The sequence below is a fragment of the Bifidobacterium criceti genome, from assembly GCF_002286935.1.
Classification (GTDB): domain Bacteria; phylum Actinomycetota; class Actinomycetes; order Actinomycetales; family Bifidobacteriaceae; genus Bifidobacterium; species Bifidobacterium criceti.
On the sequence record NZ_MVOH01000006.1, the window covers coordinates 215,706 to 233,191 of the forward strand.

General features: G+C 63.7%; 13 protein-coding genes and 1 tRNA gene. 5 read left to right on the plus strand and 9 right to left on the minus strand.

Annotated elements, in window-relative coordinates:
- Nucleotides 1-150 precede the first annotated feature (150 nt).
- Nucleotides 151-363, plus strand: coding sequence for a 50S ribosomal protein L31 (gene rpmE, locus B1526_RS02620; RefSeq protein WP_095614551.1), 213 nt, complete (start codon nucleotides 151-153; stop codon nucleotides 361-363).
- Nucleotides 364-484: 121 nt separating this feature from the next.
- A tRNA-Ile gene (locus B1526_RS02625) sits at nucleotides 485-561 on the plus strand.
- A gap of 88 nt (nucleotides 562-649) precedes the next feature.
- On the opposite strand, the gene B1526_RS02630 is transcribed toward B1526_RS02625, so the two are convergent.
- Complete coding sequence (locus B1526_RS02630; RefSeq protein WP_095614552.1) at nucleotides 650-1,564, minus strand: hypothetical protein; 915 nt, start codon at nucleotides 1,562-1,564, stop codon at nucleotides 650-652.
- Nucleotides 1,565-2,119: 555 nt separating this feature from the next.
- On the opposite strand from B1526_RS02630, the gene B1526_RS02635 reads away from it, so the two are divergent.
- Complete coding sequence (locus tag B1526_RS02635) at nucleotides 2,120-3,076, plus strand: hypothetical protein (protein ID WP_133088412.1); 957 nt, start codon at nucleotides 2,120-2,122, stop codon at nucleotides 3,074-3,076.
- A gap of 372 nt (nucleotides 3,077-3,448) precedes the next feature.
- On the opposite strand, the gene B1526_RS02640 is transcribed toward B1526_RS02635, so the two are convergent.
- Together B1526_RS02640 and B1526_RS02645 are read right to left on the minus strand one after the other, a co-directional pair.
- The gene (locus B1526_RS02640; protein WP_095614704.1) at nucleotides 3,449-4,060 is read right to left on the minus strand and encodes an ECF transporter S component; all 612 of its coding nucleotides are present in this window, start codon (nucleotides 4,058-4,060) and stop codon (nucleotides 3,449-3,451) included.
- Nucleotides 4,061-4,349: 289 nt separating this feature from the next.
- Nucleotides 4,350-5,573 carry an ROK family protein gene (locus B1526_RS02645; RefSeq protein WP_095614554.1) on the minus strand — a complete coding sequence of 408 codons (1,224 nt, stop codon included), beginning with the start codon at nucleotides 5,571-5,573 and terminating at the stop codon, nucleotides 4,350-4,352.
- Between the two features lie 142 nt (nucleotides 5,574-5,715).
- On the opposite strand from B1526_RS02645, the gene B1526_RS02650 reads away from it, so the two are divergent.
- Nucleotides 5,716-7,263: a xylulokinase gene (locus B1526_RS02650; RefSeq protein WP_095614705.1), complete on the plus strand. Its 1,548-nt coding sequence runs from the start codon at nucleotides 5,716-5,718 to the stop codon at nucleotides 7,261-7,263.
- 215 nt (nucleotides 7,264-7,478) lie between these two features.
- Here the strand turns inward: B1526_RS02650 and B1526_RS02655 are convergent, their stop codons facing one another.
- The 4 genes from B1526_RS02655 to B1526_RS02670 form a co-directional block, all read right to left on the minus strand.
- The gene (locus B1526_RS02655) at nucleotides 7,479-9,107 is read right to left on the minus strand and encodes a glycoside hydrolase family 43 protein (RefSeq protein WP_095614706.1); all 1,629 of its coding nucleotides are present in this window, start codon (nucleotides 9,105-9,107) and stop codon (nucleotides 7,479-7,481) included.
- Nucleotides 9,108-9,183: 76 nt separating this feature from the next.
- Nucleotides 9,184-10,089: a carbohydrate ABC transporter permease gene (locus B1526_RS02660; protein ID WP_095614555.1), complete on the minus strand. Its 906-nt coding sequence runs from the start codon at nucleotides 10,087-10,089 to the stop codon at nucleotides 9,184-9,186.
- Nucleotides 10,086-11,150: a carbohydrate ABC transporter permease gene (locus tag B1526_RS02665; protein WP_095614556.1), complete on the minus strand. Its 1,065-nt coding sequence runs from the start codon at nucleotides 11,148-11,150 to the stop codon at nucleotides 10,086-10,088. Before B1526_RS02665 ends, B1526_RS02660 begins: the two co-directional genes overlap by 4 nt.
- An 85-nt stretch (nucleotides 11,151-11,235) precedes the next feature.
- Nucleotides 11,236-12,519 carry an ABC transporter substrate-binding protein gene (locus B1526_RS02670; protein WP_095614557.1) on the minus strand — a complete coding sequence of 428 codons (1,284 nt, stop codon included), beginning with the start codon at nucleotides 12,517-12,519 and terminating at the stop codon, nucleotides 11,236-11,238.
- A 289-nt stretch (nucleotides 12,520-12,808) separates the two neighbouring features.
- On the opposite strand from B1526_RS02670, the gene B1526_RS02675 reads away from it, so the two are divergent.
- A complete protein-coding gene (locus B1526_RS02675; RefSeq protein WP_095614558.1) occupies nucleotides 12,809-13,834 on the plus strand; it encodes a LacI family DNA-binding transcriptional regulator in 1,026 nt (341 codons plus the stop codon).
- A gap of 13 nt (nucleotides 13,835-13,847) precedes the next feature.
- Here B1526_RS02675 and B1526_RS02680 read toward each other — a convergent pair whose 3' ends face one another.
- Nucleotides 13,848-15,545 carry a glycoside hydrolase family 43 protein gene (locus tag B1526_RS02680; RefSeq protein WP_095614707.1) on the minus strand — a complete coding sequence of 566 codons (1,698 nt, stop codon included), beginning with the start codon at nucleotides 15,543-15,545 and terminating at the stop codon, nucleotides 13,848-13,850.
- A gap of 368 nt (nucleotides 15,546-15,913) precedes the next feature.
- Nucleotides 15,914-17,263: a xylose isomerase gene (gene xylA, locus B1526_RS02685; RefSeq protein WP_095614559.1), complete on the minus strand. Its 1,350-nt coding sequence runs from the start codon at nucleotides 17,261-17,263 to the stop codon at nucleotides 15,914-15,916.
- Nucleotides 17,264-17,486: the final 223 nt, after the last annotated feature.

Here is a 17,486-nt window from a genome sequence, read left to right on the forward strand (position 1 = left end):
CTGAGTTGTCTGTCTTGGCAGCGCTCTCGGTTCGCCGCGGGACGCGCCGTACAGCCGCGTCAATGCGCAGCCGTACAATGCATGTATCCGGTTCACGCCTGCCATCGGGGCATGGCGACCCGGGTCCCCCGTATCTTTAGGAGACAAATTATGCAGCCAGGAATTCATCCTGATTATCATGCGGTGCAGGTTACCTGCTCGTGCGGCAACACGTTCGTCACGAAGTCGACCGCGAAGGGCGACCACATGACGGTGGACGTCTGCTCGAAGTGCCACCCGTTCTACACCGGCAAGCAGAAGATTCTGGATACCGGCGGCCGCGTGGCCCGTTTCGAGAGGCGCTACGGCAAGAAGAGCAACTGATTGCATCGCTGATGCGAACAACGCCGGCCTTCGGGTCGGCGTTGTTCGTATGGTCACGCTGTTTGCTACACTTTAGCGAGTCGCACACGCGGAACCGTTCCGACTGTTCCGTCAGTGACGCGGGGCCTTAGCTCAGTCGGTTAGAGCATCGGACTCATAATCCGCCGGTCCAGGGTTCAAGCCCCTGAGGCCCCACCATTGACGCAATGAGGGAGACCGTCGATCCAGACGGTCTCCCTCATTGCCGTTTCCGCAGTGTGCACAACATCCGCGACGTCCGCCGCACTCAGTGACGGTCGTTCTCCTTGTGTGCGTCCTTGTTCGCGTTGTCGTCGGCGCGTTTGTTCGCTTCGTCCGCTTTCTTCTTCTCCTCCTGCGCTTTCTTGAGCGCCTCCTCGCGCGCCTTCTGTTCGTCAGCGGCGATTTTCTTGTCACGTGACGCGTTCACCGACTCAATCGCCGATGTGATGTCTGATTCAACCGATGTGATCGACGACAAATCACCGCTCTCCTCCTCGCGCTGCGCCTGTTCGTGCAGTTCGTAGAGGTGGCTCCACGTCGATTCGTCCGCGACCTGTCCACGTGTGAGGTCGAGTGTCGTCTGCGCCTCGCGCAACGTTTCGTCGAGTGTCGATTTCGCTTCTTCGACTTCCTTGAGTTCCTTCGAATCGTTGACGTTGTTGACGGCTTCCTGAAGCGACTTCATATGCGCGTCGTACCATTCCTCATGGTCGCGGATCTGCTGGATGCGCGCGTCGTACTGGTCGACCGACGGGACCTCGCAGCTCGTCGCCGCCGGCGCTTGCGCTTTGAGCTGTTCGTCAAGCAGTTTGATTGTGGACGTGTCGGCGACCTGGATGTCGGATACCGTGCCGGCCGCCGCACCATCGCCCGCTTTGAGCGCATCGTACTGTTTCGCCTTCTCGTTGAGCGCAGCCATCGCGCTTTCGCAACGCGCGTGTTCCTGCGCGAGCTGCTGCTGACGGTGGTTGTGCATCTGCACGCCCGCGAAAATGATGGCGGCGAACAACGCGAGCACGGCAATCGACGCGAAGATCACCCACAGGTATTTCCTGTTGCCGTTGTTCGGTGTCTTTCCATTCGGCCGCTTCGAGAGCGCCGCGATTTCATTGGGATTGATCAGTTCCGTCTGCGTACCGGCTTCGTTCCCGGCGTACACGATCGTGCTGTCGTCCACCATGAGCGATCCTTATTTCTCCATCTCTCAGTCTCTATGACGTCGCCTTCGTGCGCGCGATGCACGCCATGCAACCGATGCATCGTCGACAACAGTCTACGTGGACGTCCGCCTACAGCGTACGCGGGCATCTTACGTAGTGGGACGACATATCCACACAATCGAAGGACGAAGTACCGATGCCGCAGACGGCCGCACGGTGTGGCAGCGCCGCCGACTACGTCCATGCGCACGTTGCAGACGGCCGCACACTGCGGCACCGCCGCCGACGACGTCCATACGTACGTTGTATCTGGCCGCACACTGCGGCACCGCCGCCGACGACGTCCATACGTACGCCGCAAACGACCGCGCACTGCGGCACCACCGCCAACAGCAGCCATATGCGCGTCGTAGATGATCGTCCGCTGCAATGCCCACTCCCGATATCCACACGGTTATCCCCACTATGCACAGGTCGAGGTGCCCTTATCCACATTTCGAGGACGACACACCCGCCCGTACACAATACCCGGTTGCGCTTGCACACATACGTTTGCGCCCCATACCGTCGTGCACATGAGAACGAACACCGAAATCACACAATTGCTCGACGAGGCGCAACAGCACAACCTATGCGCGACGTCGACCGACAACAACCAACGCCGCAAATTCGCGCGTCGCGTCGCGTGCGGCGAACTCATCACGCCACATCCGAGGATGTACGTTCGCCCTGAGTTCTGGGAAAACCTCAATCCAACGCAGCGCAAACGTGCAGTTGTGCAAACACTCGCAATCCTCCATCCGAACGTCGTGTTCGCTGCGGAGAGCGCGATGTGCATGTTCGACGTCGAGCAACCATATGACATCCACCCAGAAAACGAGATAACGGTTGCATCCACCTCACATAGCGGCACACACGTCATCGCGAAAAGCGGCACGATACGGCACACCGTGTGCATGCGCAATCTACCGACCGTGACGATCGAAGGCGTCGTCGTCACATCGTTCGCACGGACGTTGTTCGATTGCGCACGTTTGCTGCCGTTCGAACTTGCGCTGCCGATGGCGGACGCAGCTGCGAGGAAGAACTTCGACGTATCTTTGATCACGCAATTTCCTGTTTCCTCCGTCGACGAAGCGAACAAAGTCGCACGCGTCGTCTCCGGCACTGACGCGCGCAGCGAAAACGGCGGCGAATCGCGCGCACGTGCGGTCATGGAGAATGGCGGCTTCATGCGGCCGCATCTGCAATACACATTTCCCAATCCGAACAATCCCGATTTTCCGCTGCGGGTGGATTTCATCTGGATGCTCAGTGACGGGACGATCATCGTCGCCGAATACGACGGCATGGCGAAATACGGCGCCACATGGACCGAGGTGAACACCCATGTGAGCAAGCAGTATGAGCGCGATGAATACTTGAAGCGGTGCGGTGTCACGACGATTGTGCATTTCAATTTCGACGATGTCATCCATCCGGAACGTCTGTACCAAAAGCTCGAAGCAGCCGGCGTCCCCCGAATACGCTGACCACGACCGATAACGGCCACCGTAGACAGCTGTACGCTGCGGCACCGCCGCCGACGGTGTCCATACGTACGTCGCAGATGGCTGCACTTCGCGGCGGTACCGCCGACAACGTCCATGCGCACGTTGCAGATGGCTGCACTTCGCGGCGGTACCGCCGACAACGTCCATACGCGCGTCGCAGACGGCTGCACACTGCGGCACCGCCACTGCCAACATCCATACGTACGTCGCAGATGGCTGCACTTCGCGGCGGTGCCGCCGCCAACGTCCATGCGCACGTTGCAGATGGCTGCACATTGCGGCAGCGCCGCCAGAGGAGACCACGGACGGCCGTCTTTCAACACCGCCGCCAACGCAGCAGCCGCACTACCGCTACCGCTGCCCTTCGGCACGGACGGCGGCGCGTACAGCGCGTCCGGACGCGAAACGGTCGAGGACGCCGGTCTTCGCGATCGCACGGTAGAGGTACCACGAACCGACGCCCGCGATGAGCGCACCGCCGACGACTTCGCTCACCATGTGCACGATGCCGCGCGGGCTGAGGAACGCGACGCCCTGATACCGGAACAGCATCAGGTACACACCATATTCGAGCGCCGTGCACACGCCGGAGATCACCGAAATCGGCAGATTGAAGACGCGGTACCGTGTGACCGCGAACGGCAGCTCCGCGAACAGTCCCTGGAGTGCGGCGGACAGGAAGATGAATCCGAAGGAGAACGAGTTGCCGAGCAGCATCTCGGCCGCGCAGCCGACGAGGTTGACGAATACGGCCGCGCCCGGCTTACGCAGGATCAGCACGGCGAGCGTTCCGGAGAAATACCACACCGCGTGCAGGATGCTTGCGAATCCCGGCAGCAAGCCGCCAAGGATCGGGGAAATGGATGCGTACGCGAAATTGAAGCCCCAGAATATGATGCCTGCGGCGATGCCGAGTGCCGCGGCGACGGCGATGTCCGCGGTCGTCCAACGGAATCGTCTCATGGAACGGACGACGGCGGCGTCTTCGATATTGGAGTGGTTTTGGGTGTGTTCGACCATGGAAGTCCCTCTTCCTGACGGTACTGCGCACAGCGGTTCATATGACGTTCCTTGACCTGCGCAGTCCGGGCGGGAACGCCTCCGCCAGCATAGCAGCACAGGGCGCGCGCATGAAGCATATGGACACGTCGTATCACAATGTGGTCATGTCGCGAGCGCCATCCGCACATCCGCCCGACGTCCGCACATCCGCCGACGCCACCGCACACATCATCCGCGCGGCCGCGCGCGCTCATTCATCGATGTAGCTGAGCGGCGCGTCGATGAACTTCCTCAATCCGCAGATGGCGGCGCCGATGAGCGCGGGACGTGTGTCGGTTCGCGCGCACATGATGCGCACGTGCACGACGTCGCGCGCGAGGATCCGCTCCTGCACACGGCGTTCCATGAGGCGGATGTGCACACCGTCGAGCCGTGCCCACGCGCCGCCGAGGATGACGGTGCCGATGTCGGTCGCGTTGATGACGGAGACGATCATCGATTCGAGCGCGCGCATCGCGCGGTCCATGACTTCGAGCGTGCGCGCGTCGCCTTCTTCGGCGCGGCGGAAGAATTCGTCGAGCGAACGTTGGCTTGCGGCGTCGGCGCCGTGCGCGATGTCGGCGTCCTCAACGATCGCGCGGCGTCCCGCGTACATCTCGACGCATCCGCGGCGCCCGCAGCGGCACAACGGCCCGTCCATCTGCACCGAGACATGCCCGACTTCCCCTGCGAACCCGTGGTCGCCGCGTACGACGGTGCCGCTGCGCACGAGGGCGCCGCCGATGCCGATGTCGGTCGAGATGTAGATGAACGATCCGTTCGGTCCGACGATGCCTTCGTCGACGCGTTGTGTCGCGTATCCGGGCAGTTGTGCGACGGCGGCCATGTTCGATTCGTTGCCCGCGATGACGTCGAGTCTGCGGATGAGGTCGTATTGGTTGAGGTCGACGTCCTCCCATCCGAGGTTTCTCGCGACGATGAGATGGCCCTCCTCGGTCACTAGGCCCGGCAATGCGAGACCGGTGCCGGTGATTGCGTAGCCGTGCTCGCGCAACGTCTCCTCCTGGGCGCGCAGCAGCCTGTCGAGGTCGTTGAAGATCGCGTCGGCGTCCGCGTCGTGCAGGTCCTCGTCGACCCAGCGTTCCGCGATGACGAATCCGTCGAGGTCGAGGACGATGTATCCGTAGCCGTCGGTGTTGATCTGGATGCCGATGCCGCATACCGCGCCCCCTGCGATCAACAGCGGTGTGCTTGGCCTGCCGAAGACCGACTGCACGATCGGGACGCCCTCCCGGACGATGTGGTTGTCGATGAGGAGCGAGACGAGGAGCGACATCGTCGCCTTCGTCAATCCGGTCTCCTTCGCGAGGTCGGCGCGGCTGAACGGGGTCGTCGTCCGGAGCATCGTCTCAAGGACGACGGAGAGGTTGTGGTTCCTCAGATCGTTCTGATTGATCCGCTTCAGCTTCGCCATTCCACGCCACCTTCGTTCTTTCGGCGCATCCTTTCGTTGGCGCGTCGAACTACCGACATGCTACACTACCCAGTATAGTTTATTCATCTAACTATCTAAGTCGCGCAGTGGCGCTGCGACTGTGCGCGGAAAGGAGACGATGATGTCTCGTGTACTCGTCGCCGGCGTGGACACCTCCACGCAATCATGCAAGGTCCGCGTGACGGACGCGCTCACCGGCGCGCTCGTCCGCTTCGGCCAGGCGAAGCATCCATCGGGGACAACGGTCGACCCCGAGGCGTGGTGGAGGGCGTTCCTCGAGGCCGCGCAGCAGGCCGGGGGCCTCGCCGATGTGTCGGCGATCGCCGTTGGGGGCCAACAGCACGGCATGGTCCTGCTCGATGAACAGGGCGCCGTCATCCGCGAGGCGATGCTGTGGAACGACACGAGTTCGGCGCCGCAGGCCGAGGAACTCATCGATATGCTCGGCGCGCAAGGTGACGATGCCGGCAATGGCGATGACGCAGCTGACGCCGCAGCCGTGCACGCGCGCGGCGTCGCGCGCTGGGTCGAAGAGGTGGGCTCGTCGCCCGTCGCATCGTATACGCTCACGAAGATCAAATGGGTCGCCGAACACGAGCCGGACAACGCGGCGCGCATCGCCGCCGTATGCCTGCCCCATGATTGGCTCAGCTGGCGCATCGCCGGATACGGCCCCGTCGACGAAGGCGCAGACGCGCATCTCGACGCGCTGTGCACCGACCGATCCGATGCATCAGGCACTTTGTATTTCGACGCCGCTCGCAATGCATACCGCCGCGACCTGCTCGCGCTGGGCCTGACGGCGTCATCGAACGCCTCCCCCGAACCGGCGGCGCTCGCACATGCCGAACGGATCGTGCTGCCACAGGTACTCGGACCCCACGAGGCCGCTCCGACGCGCGCCGCGTCCGATGTCGCGGGCGCCGACGTGCCCGGCGGATGCGTCATCGCCCCCGGCGGCGGTGACAACGCGATGGCGGCCCTCGGTCTCGGCATGGCCGTCGGCGATGTCTCGGTCTCGCTCGGCACATCGGGCGTCGCGGCCGCCGTGAGCGAGCAGCCCGTGCGTGACCTGAGCGGTTCCGTGTCCGGCTTCGCCGACTGCACCGGCCATTTCCTGCCGCTTGCGTGCACGATCAATGCGTCGCGCATCCTCGACGCCGCCCGCGCCGCGTTGCGCGTCGACTACGACGAACTCACCGACCTCGCGCTTGCCGCGCACGCGGGCGCCGACGGCATGACGCTTGTCCCGTATTTCGACGGCGAGCGCACACCGAACCGTCCCGATGCGACGGCGACGCTCACCGGCATGACGATGCGCAACACGGACGCCGCGAACATCGCGCGCGCATTCGTCGAGGGGCTGCTGTGCTCACAGCGCGACTGCATCGAACTCATCAGGTCGCTCGGCGCGCCGATCGACCGTGTGCTGCTCATCGGCGGCGGCGCGAGGTCGGTCGCGATCCGCACGCTCGCGCCATGCATCCTCGGCATGGACGTGTCATGCCCGGCCACCGACGAATACGTGGCGATCGGCGCCGCCCGCCAGGCCGCTTGGACGCTGGACGGCGGCGCGAGCGCCCCCGAATGGCCGGTGTCGATCGACGCGGTCTCGACAGGCGTCCCGACGCCACAGGTCTACGAGGCCTACGTCCGGGCGCGCGGCTGACCACCGGACTCCGGGAGACGCCTCTTCACCGCGCTGCGGTATGACATGGCGCCTCCCACCGTACCGCGAATGCATGCCGCACTGCGGTACGGTGGGAGGCGCCATGTCATACCGCACGACTGTGTGCAGCCAACACGTCGAGTCCCACATGCAACAAGGGAGGCGTCCCGCATCATGCGGGACGCCTCCCTTGTCTTTGTGGGCTTTGCGGACGGTCAGTCCGTTAGCTCGCGGTAGTCGAAATCGACGAATTGCGCCTCGGCGTCGTATCCGGACAGGTCAACGGCCGCGAGCCCGACGAACGCCCCGGTGAAGAAACCGCCATAGCGCTGGTTCACGTAGTCGTCCGACAGGACCTTCGCATCGAGTTCGACGCCGAGGCCATGCCAATGCTCGCCGTCGAACGAATAGTCGTAGGTGTATGTCTGCGTGCGTACGCGCGTGCGCAGCCACACGATGTCCACGTCATCGGGGACCGGCACGGCGTCATCGCGCAGGAACGACGTGTAGTCGTTGAAATCGTTCTGCGCGACTTCGATGACGCGGCAGCCACGCCGTTCGTCCCAGGTGACGAACGCCCACGACCAGCACAGGTCGTTGTAGTAGTTCGTCAACCCGGCCATCTGCCGGTAGTTCACCGGATCGAAACGCACACCGACGGACGCGTCGAATCCAAAGGCCTGCCAACGGCGCGCGACGAGCGACAGGTCGAACAGGTTGCACAGCGAACCCTGACCACGCAACGTGAGCGCACCATCGCCGACATGCCCCATGCGCCCATCGAACGGCACGCGCAATGTGCACCAGCCGTCACCGAGCTCGGGTGCCGCGAAATCGTCATGCACATCGCGCGACACCTGCGCATCCGCATCCTCGATGGCGTCGGCGGGCGCGTCGACGACGCGCTCGCCACCATGGCCGCCGACGATGTACGGCCAGCCGTCCTCGGTCCAATCGACTTTCTGGATCGATGTCTCACGTCCCAATGTGCACCAGCCGCGCGGATCGGTCACCGACTCGTTCGCATGGTGCCACGGCCGCGCGCACAGCGACGCGTAGTACCATTCGCCCCCGGGTGTGCTCACGAGCGCCCCATGCCCCTGCTTCTGCAGATAGCTGCGCGGTGTGTCGAAGTTCGTCAGGAACGGGTTGAGCGGACTGCCCTCAAACGAATGCGCGTCGAGCGTCGCCGAACGTGCGACGACCTCCTGGTGCGTCCATACGGTGCCGCCCTCGGCGCAGAACAGGTAGTACAGGTCGTTGATCCGGTACAGATGCGGACCTTCGACGAGCTTGACGTCGGTGCCCTCCCAGATCGTGCGTTCCGTTTCCGGCTTGAGGCGCATCGTGTCGACATCGAATTCGGTGAGCGTGATGCCGTTGAACGGATGGTGGTATTCGCGGAAATCCCAGGTCTGCTGGACGAGGTACTTGCGTCCGTCGGCGTCATGGAACAGGCTTGCGTCGAATCCGACGCCATTGAGCCGGACCGGTTCGCTCCACGGGCCGCGGATGTCGTCGGCCGTCACGAGGTAGTTCACACAGTCCTTGAACGCGCCGTTGACGACCTTGACGTCCGCATAGACCAGCCAGAACCGGCCATCGGCATATGACAGGTCGGGGGCCCATACACCGCCCGACGACGCGTTGCCGCGCATGTCGAGCTGCGAGCGCCGGCTGAGCGGGCTTGGCAGCGGGCTCCAATGCGCCAGGTCCTTCGATTCGTGCAAGCGCACACCCGGGAACCACTCGAATGTGGAATTGGCGAGGTAATACGTGTCGCCGACCCGGATCATCGAGGGATCGGCATGGAATCCGGTGAGCACCGGGTTTTCGATCTTCATCATCGTCTCCTTGCGTATGCGCATGGCCCGGGGATACCGGGCCATGCGCGCGTCGTCATGTCGTATGCCGCGGGGCTCAGCCCTTGACGGCGCCAGCGAGGCCGCCGACGATCTTCTTCTGGAAGATCGTGAAGCAGATGAGCGCCGGGATCATCGACAGGGATGTGAATGCGAGCACCTGCGCGGTGTCGACGGAATGCTGCGAGCTGAACATCTGCACGCCGAGCGGCAGCGTGTACTTCGTCGAATCGTTGAGGAGGAACAGCGGCAGCATGTAGGCGTTCCAGCTCGCGACGAACGACAGGATCGCGATCGTCGCGACGCCGGGGCCGCTCAACGGCAGCACCATGCGCGCGAAGAAGCCAAGCCTTGAGCAGCCGTCGAGCTGCGCCGCCTCTTCGAGCTCCATCGGGATCGACTGCAGGAACGGCACGAGGATGATGATCGCCTGCGGAAGGCCGAACGCGATCTGCGGCAGGATGATGCCGAGCTGGCTGTTGATCAGATGCAGGTTGCGCAGCAGCAGGTACAGCGGCGTGATCGCGACGGTGATCGGGAACATCATGCCCGCCGAGAAGAGCGTGTACAGCATGCGGCTGAAGCGGAAGCGGTAGCGCGCGATGACGAAGCTCACCATGAGCGCGAGGACGACGACGCCGACCATCGTGCCGATCGAGACGATCAGCGAATTGACGAGTTCGACCCAGAACGTGCCCGACGAGACGACGCTCGCGTAGTTCGAGAAGTTCCAGGGGCTCGGGAATCCGGCCGGGTCGCGCGTGATCTGCGAATTCGTGCGGAAACCGCCGAGGATGATGTAGAGGACCGGCACGACGCATATGAGCACGAGGATGACCGACAGCACGTAGACGATCGGATGGCCCCACGGCGTCTTCGCCGATTTGCGGTATGCGTATGGGTCGTTGCGCTTGCGCTTGCCGAACAGCAATGTGCGTTCGATGCGTTCACCTGTGTACGTCATGATGTTGCCACCTCCATGGAAGCGTTGTTCGGGGCGATCGCCTCTTCGATCTCGTCGCGCTCCATGCGTTCGCGTTCGCGCTTGGCGATGCGGCGTTCGAGCTGCTTGCGTTCGCGCTTCTCGACGGCGCCGGCGAGGTCGCGGTTGAGGACGAAGCGCTGGTATGCGAGCGCGATGACGAGCGAGATGATGAAGATGACGACGGCGACCGCGGAGCCGTAGCCGTAGTTGTTGGCAAGACGTCCTTCCCTGACCATGTACGTGGCCATCGTCGAGGTGCCTGCCGTCGACGAGACGTATTGCCCCCAGATGATGTAGACGAGGTCGAACAGCTGGAGCGAACCGATGATCGACATGAACGCCCACATGCGGATCGTCGGGGCGAGCAGCGGGAGCGTGATGCTCCACTGCTGGCGCCAGAAGCCCGCGCCGTCGACGCGCGCCGCCTCGTAGAGTTCCTCGGGGATCGCCTGCATGCCGGCGATCATCAGGATGACGGCGAAGCCGATGTACTTCCACGAGATGATGAACATGAGCGTCCAGATCGCGATCTTCGGATTGGCGATCCAGTCGACGCTCTGCAGGCCGAGGTTCTTCATGACCGCGTTGACGGCGCCGTTCGGCTGGAGCATCAGGCTCCAACCGGTGCCGATGATGACCTCGGAGACGACGTACGGCACGAAGATGAGTGTGCGGATGAGTCCGCGCCCCTTGAATTTCTGGTTGAGCAGCAGTGCGAACAGGATCGCGAGCGGCCCCTGGATGACGAGCGACATGACCGCGATGAACAATGTGTGGCCGAGCGCCTGCTGGAAGTTCGGGTCGGTGAGGATGATGCGGTAGTTCTCGAGACCGATGAACTGGCCGTTGACGTTGGGCTTGCCGAAGCCCTTCCATCTGTAGAATCCGTAATACGCCGCCATGAACACCGGCAGGATCACGAATCCGACGAACATGATGAGCGCGGGGACGGACAGGACGCTCATTTCGAAACGCTGACGGAACCGTTCGCTGCGAGGACGGCCGCGGCGCTTGGCGCGCATGCTTGTTGCGACTGACATGACTTACTCCTCTGATGATGTCTGTCTGGATGAACGTGGCGGGGGCCAGGGCCGGCGGTCGTCGGCCCCGGTCCCCGGGGAATCGTCAGCCCTTGTTTGCTGCCGCTTCGATGCCCTTGACGATGTCCTCGGCATTGCCCTTGCCGGCCATCATGTTGACGACGCCCTCGTTGAGCGCGTTGCCGACGTTCTGCCCGAAGACCGTGTCGAGCCACAGAGAGACCGACGAGGCCTCGTCATAGACCTTGAGCACCTGCTTGAGCGCGTCGTTCGTGACGACGGACTGCGCGTTCTTCGCCGCGGGGATCGTGACGAACGCCTCGGCGTACTTCTCCTGCCATTCCTTCTCGGAGATGAAGTTGAGGAAGTCGACGGCCTCCTGTGGCGCCCATGCGCCGACCGACATGCCATCGGCGCCGGCGAGCATCGCCGTCGGGTCGCCCTCGCCGCCCTCCATCTCGGGGAACGTGAAGTATCCGAGGTCGGCCATGTCCTTCTTGTCTGGAGTCAGGTCACGCACGACACCGGGCTCCCAGCCGCCCATGAGCTCCATCGCGGCCATGTGGTTGGCGAGCAGGCCCGCCGATGAGCTTGCGCCCTGCTGGGCGGAGGTCGTCAGGAAGCCGTCGTTGAAGCCGTCGAGATCCAGGAGGTCCTTGACGTCGTCGCCGGCCTTGACCCAGCAGTCGTTCGTGAACTTCATGTCGCTCGCGGCCTCGTCGAACGCCGACTGCGAGCATTCACGCAACGCGAACCAGTAGTACCAATGAGCCGCCGGCCAGGCGTCCTTGCCACCGAGCGCGATCGGCGTGATGCCGGCGTCCTTGAGCTTGCCAACGGCGGTCTTGAACTCGTCCCAGGTCTTCGGCGTCTCGGTGATGCCGGCCTTCTCGAACAGGTCCTTCGAATACCAGATGCCTCCGGGGAGCACCGCCTGCGGCACGCCGTAGACCTTGCCGTCGATCGTCGTCGTGTCAAGCGCCGTCTTCATCTGCGTCTTGACCTGGTCCGAGATCTTGTCGGTCAGGTCCATGACCTGACCGGCCTCGACGACGTCACGCAGCTTCTGGCCGCCACGCGCCAGGAACACGTCCGGCGCGGACGACGGGTCCTGCAGCGCCGTCTGGAGCTTGCCGTCCATATCCTCGTTCTGGATCGCCTCGACCTTGATGTCGACGTTCGCGTGTTCCTTCTCGAACGCGGCCGCCGCGTCCTCCCAGAACTTCTTGCCGTCGCCCGTCGTGGAGTTCATCCACACGACGACTTCGGTCTTGCCGTCCGCGTTTGTGCCATCGCCGCCTCCGCATGCGGACACGCCGACGATGGTCATCGCCGCGACGGTCGCGGCGAGTACTGACTTGGCCTTCATGATGTACCTCCTGAATCGTCCGCGCCGTCATTGGAGCGGTTTCCGGATGCCTATGGATCAGTATCGAAAACTTACGTTGTTTTCGTTAGAAACTATCGTAAGACTACTTAGTTAAATAGTCAAATTAAGTCCGACTTCGGCGTTTCGTATAATATATCACGGTTTTGCACACGCTATGTCCACATCCTCGCGTCGTTTTGCATCGACACGTGTTGACATATTTCGAAACTTTCGATACTCTGGACGGCAGAGTTGCATCAACGACCCGGATATGGCGAAGGAGCCTGGCATGACGGGGAACAAAGTCACATTGGCGGACATCGCGCGCGCAACCGGGTATTCGCTCGCGACGGTGTCGAAGGCGCTCAACGGGCGCTCCGACATCTCATCCGAGGCGCGTACGGCGATCGACGAGGCGCTGCGCGCCTCGGGATACCAGCGGCGCGGGCAGCGGACGCCAAACCAACGCTACATCGAAGTCGTCTTCCAGGACCTCGACACGATCTGGGCGCTCGAGGTCCTGCGCGGTGTGCTGCGCGAGGCGCGGCAATACGCGGACATCAGCGTCATCACGACGGAAAGCGGCACACGCCAGCACCCCGACGACGATTGGATCGACGGCGTGCTGCGCCGCAGGCCATTCGGCGTCATCTTCATCTTCGCGAACCTGACCGACGGCGAGAAGACGAAACTGCAGGCCAACGGCATCCCCTACGTCATATTCGACCCCTCGGGCGAGCCGTCGAACGACGACTTCTCGGTCCAGGCGGACAACTGGGCGGGCGGCGTGCTCGCGACACGCCATCTGCTCGCGCTCGGTCATACACGTATCGGCATCATCACCGGCCCCGAGGAGATGATGTGTTCACGTGCGCGCTTCGACGGCTATACGTCGGCGCTCGCCGAACGGGGCATCGCCGTCGACCCCGCGTTTGTGACGGAAGGGGATTTCACGACGGAAGGCGGCTATGCACAGGCGACGGCGCTCCTCGAACACCCGCAACGCCCGACGGCGATCTTCGCCGGCAGCGACCTGCAGGCGATGGGCGTCTATGAGGCGGCACGCCAGAACGGGCTGCGGATCCCCGAGGAGCTTTCCGTCGTCGGATTCGACGACGTGCAGACGTCCGCGTTCCTCGGCCCCGCGCTCACGACGGTGCGTCAACCGTTGCACGACATGGCCGCGGCCGCCGCGCGCATGCTCATCGACACGGCCGAACGACGCCCGACGCAGCACCATGTGATCCTGCCGACGACGCTCGTCGTGCGCGGCAGCACACAAGCATTGCACGGCAGCGAAGCAAACACGCAATGAGCCACATTGTCGGTCAGCAGTCGTCAGCGGTCATGGTTGCACCGACGCCGACGAGGCAACCGACGAACCCACCGGACCATTCGGTGCTCAGCGGCGCCACGTCGATGGCGGCAAGCGCCGGCGCATCCCAGGCGAGCGGTGCACTGCGCGCCACGACGATGCGCACGACGCCGTCCTCGAAGACGAGCATGACCGATCCGTGCGCGCCGCCGGCGCCGATGTCGCCTTCATCGGCGCCCTCCCCGCGGCGCAGGCTCCAATGCACTGCATCGCCGTCGATATCGACGCGCAACGTATGGCCGTTGTCCTGACGGATATGCACCGATCCGTGGTCGGGGCAGCGCACGACGCACCGGTCCTCGGGGAGCCTGCGGTAGACGACCGACGGTTCGTCGCGCACACATGCCGTGTCACACGCCATGTCGAAGGGCGCACGCGCGTCGATGACGGCGCGCCCCTCGCAGCGCCCGACGCGCACACCGCGCAATGCGCCGTCCATGCCGTCGACCTGGACCGTTTCAGGCAGGCGTCCGTTGCCTCCGGCGATCACCGGCCACCCCGGATCGTCGTCGTCCCTGAGGTCGGGGGCGGCGTCGAGCGTCCATTGGGCCAGATCGCATTGCCAATCGACCGGCGTGATGAAGGTCTCCCTGCCGAGGAAGCTCAACGTGCCGTGCCCTCCTGTGCGCGTCTGGCGTGAGCCGAGGCAGGCAAGCCACCATCCAAAGCGGGGATGGCGCATCAGGTCGGCATGGCCGACGCATTGCACGCGCTCGTCGACACCGAGGTGGCGGTGCGTGAGGAACGGGTTCTTCTTGTCCGGATGGAACAGCCTCGTGTAGCGGCCGACGACGGAGCGCTCGTCGGGGCGCGGCGGACGCGGCTCGTCGCCGCGGGCGCGCGCATCACGCACGAACCCGTCGATCGCCTGCCGCAATCCTTGCGGCGCCGCCGCACGCATGATCATCTCGCTGTGGTCGAAGCTCGTGCCACCTTCGGCCGTCATCAGATAGACGTAATCGCCGATGCGGTACAGATGCGGCCCTTCCGCCCAGACCGCCTCGACGCCGTATCCATTCCAGATGATCGTTCCGCCGCGGATGCCGTCATCGTCACGCGATGTCATCAGGCGCCAGCCATCCGGATCGATGCGTTGCGTCCACACCTCGGTCTGCCCCTCCCAGCGCGGATGGACGGCCGGCCTCGTCTGCGTCCAATAGACGGAGCCGTCGATGTCCTCGAAGAGGTCGGGGTCGATGCCTTCAGCGCCTTCGACCCAATAGGGGCCGCGCCACGGGCCTTCGAGCGCATCGGCCTCGATGATGAAATTGCCTTGGCTCGCGCGCGCCCCGTCGATCATCGCGGCGTCGGCGCCCGCGGCGGCTGCCGCGTCGGTGTCGATGCGCGCGACCGTGCAGCAGATCACATAGCGTCCGGCGATATGGCGCAGTGTCGGCGCATACAGGCCCCCGGAATCGAGGACGAAGGGGATGAGCAGCCGGCGGGCCATCGCCTCGTCGACGGCGTGCCCGACGAGGCGCCAATGCGCAAGGTCGCACGAGTCGTGAATCGGCAGTCCGGGCACAAGTTCGAAGGACGAGTTCACGAGCGCGACCCGCCCGCCGTCCTCATCCCATATCCAGCTGGGATCGGGGTACATGCCACGCAGCACCGGATTGGATACGGTGATTGCGGGCGCGTCGTTCGCCATCGTGCCATCGTTCGTCAATACGGCGTCGTTCGTCATCGGAGCGCCTCAGCTTTCAGTGTCGTCATATATGGGAAAGGGCGGACACACCGTCGTGCCCGCCCGGATGGAGGGGCCTGCATGCCGGGGAGGGCGACGCGATGCGCGGCGCGCGGATGAGGAGGTCACGCGCGGCGCATCGAGGGGCCGCGCCTCCAACCGGCCGTAGGCGGATGCATCCCGCGCCCGCCGAGGAAGGAAAGGAAAGGAACGGTCGCCGATGCATTGGGAAAGGAAAGAGGAGGAAAGGAATACGAGGAATACAGGAAATGCTGGTGATGATGGAGGGGTGTCCCCGCCGCCGATGCGGACGGCGGCGGGGACACGCGGGGTCACGCGTTCGCGAGCGCGTCGATGATGTAGTTGTTGACGGTCGCCTTGACGTCCTCGAGGTGGTCGGGGCGCGTCGATGCGATGATCTCGGACTGCGGCTTGTCGATCGCGTAGTCGTTGAGCGACTCGAGCGTCGCGGTGCCGTCGTCGATTGTCTTGCCGATGCCGGAATCATAGGAGCCGTACCGGTTCGCGACGAGGTCCTCGATGTACTTGTCCTGATGCATCTTGTCGGCGACGAGCAGGCCCGCCGCGAAGGTGTCCATGCCGGCGATGTGCGCACGGAAGAGGTCCTCCGCCGTGAACGACGTGCGGCGCGGCTTCGCGTCGAAGTTGAGGCCGCCGTGGGGGCCGATCTGGCCTTCGTCGAGCACTTCCCACATGACGGAGGTCGTCTCGTACAGGTTCGTCGGGAATTCGTCGAGGTCCCAGCCGAGCAGCATGTCGCCCTGGTTCGCGTCGAGCGAGCCGAGCACGCCGTTGTCGCGCGCGACGCGGATCTCGTGCTGGTACGTGTGTCCGGCGAGGTTCGCGTGGTTGCCTTCGAGGTTGAGCTTGAAGACGTCGATGAGGTCGTAGGCGCGCAGGAAGTTGCACGCGGTCGCCGCATCGAAGTCGTACTGGTGCGTCATCGGCTCCTTCGCCTTCGGTTCGATGAGGAACTGCGCGGTCATGCCGATCTGCTTCGCGTAGTCGGCGCACATGTGGAAGAAGCGCGCCATGTGCTCCTGCTCACGCTTCATGTCGGTGACCCACAGGTTCTCGTAGCCTTCGCGGCCGCCCCAGAACACATAGTTCTCGGCGCCGAGGCGCTTGCCGATCTCGAGCGAGTGCTTGAGCTGGCCGGCGGCGTATGCGTAGACGTCGGCGAACGGCGACGTGGACGCGCCTGCGACGAAGCGCGGGTTCGTGAAGAGCGAGGACGTGTTCCACAGCAGCTTGACGCCCGTGGACTTCATGTTCTCCTCGATCTTGTCAACGACGCGGTCGAGGTTCGCGTTCGTCTCGCGCAGCGTGTCGCCTTCCGGGGCGATGTCGCGGTCATGGAAGCAGAAGTATTCGGCGCCGAGCTTCGTGAAGAACTCGAACGCGTAGTCGACCTTCGCGAGCGCGTTGTCCATCGGGTCGGCGTATTTGCCGTCCCACGGGCGCTGCGCGGTGCCGTTGCCGAAGGGGTCGGTGAGCGGCGCGTCGAAGGTGTGCCACCAGGCGACGCCGAAGCGCAGCCAGTCCTTCATCTTCTTGCCGGCGACCACTTTGTCGGCGTCGTAATACTGGAATCCGAGTCCCTCGACGGGGCCGTTGCCGCGTCCGACGTACTCAATCGTATCGATGTCCCACAGTCCCATGGCCACTCCTTTGTCCGGCTGTGCTGTTGTGCTTCATCGCTCAGGCGTTCCACAGACGACATACCGCCATCCGCGTGGATCGCCCGACCACGTCACCGTGGTCGTTTCAGCTGTTGTGTTCTTATTGTTCTGTTTCGACGAACACTATGTTCATTCGTCTTACTAAGTAAGATAGAACGACGCTCCGTCTTTGTCAAATCATCTAACTTTTATCGGCGTGTTC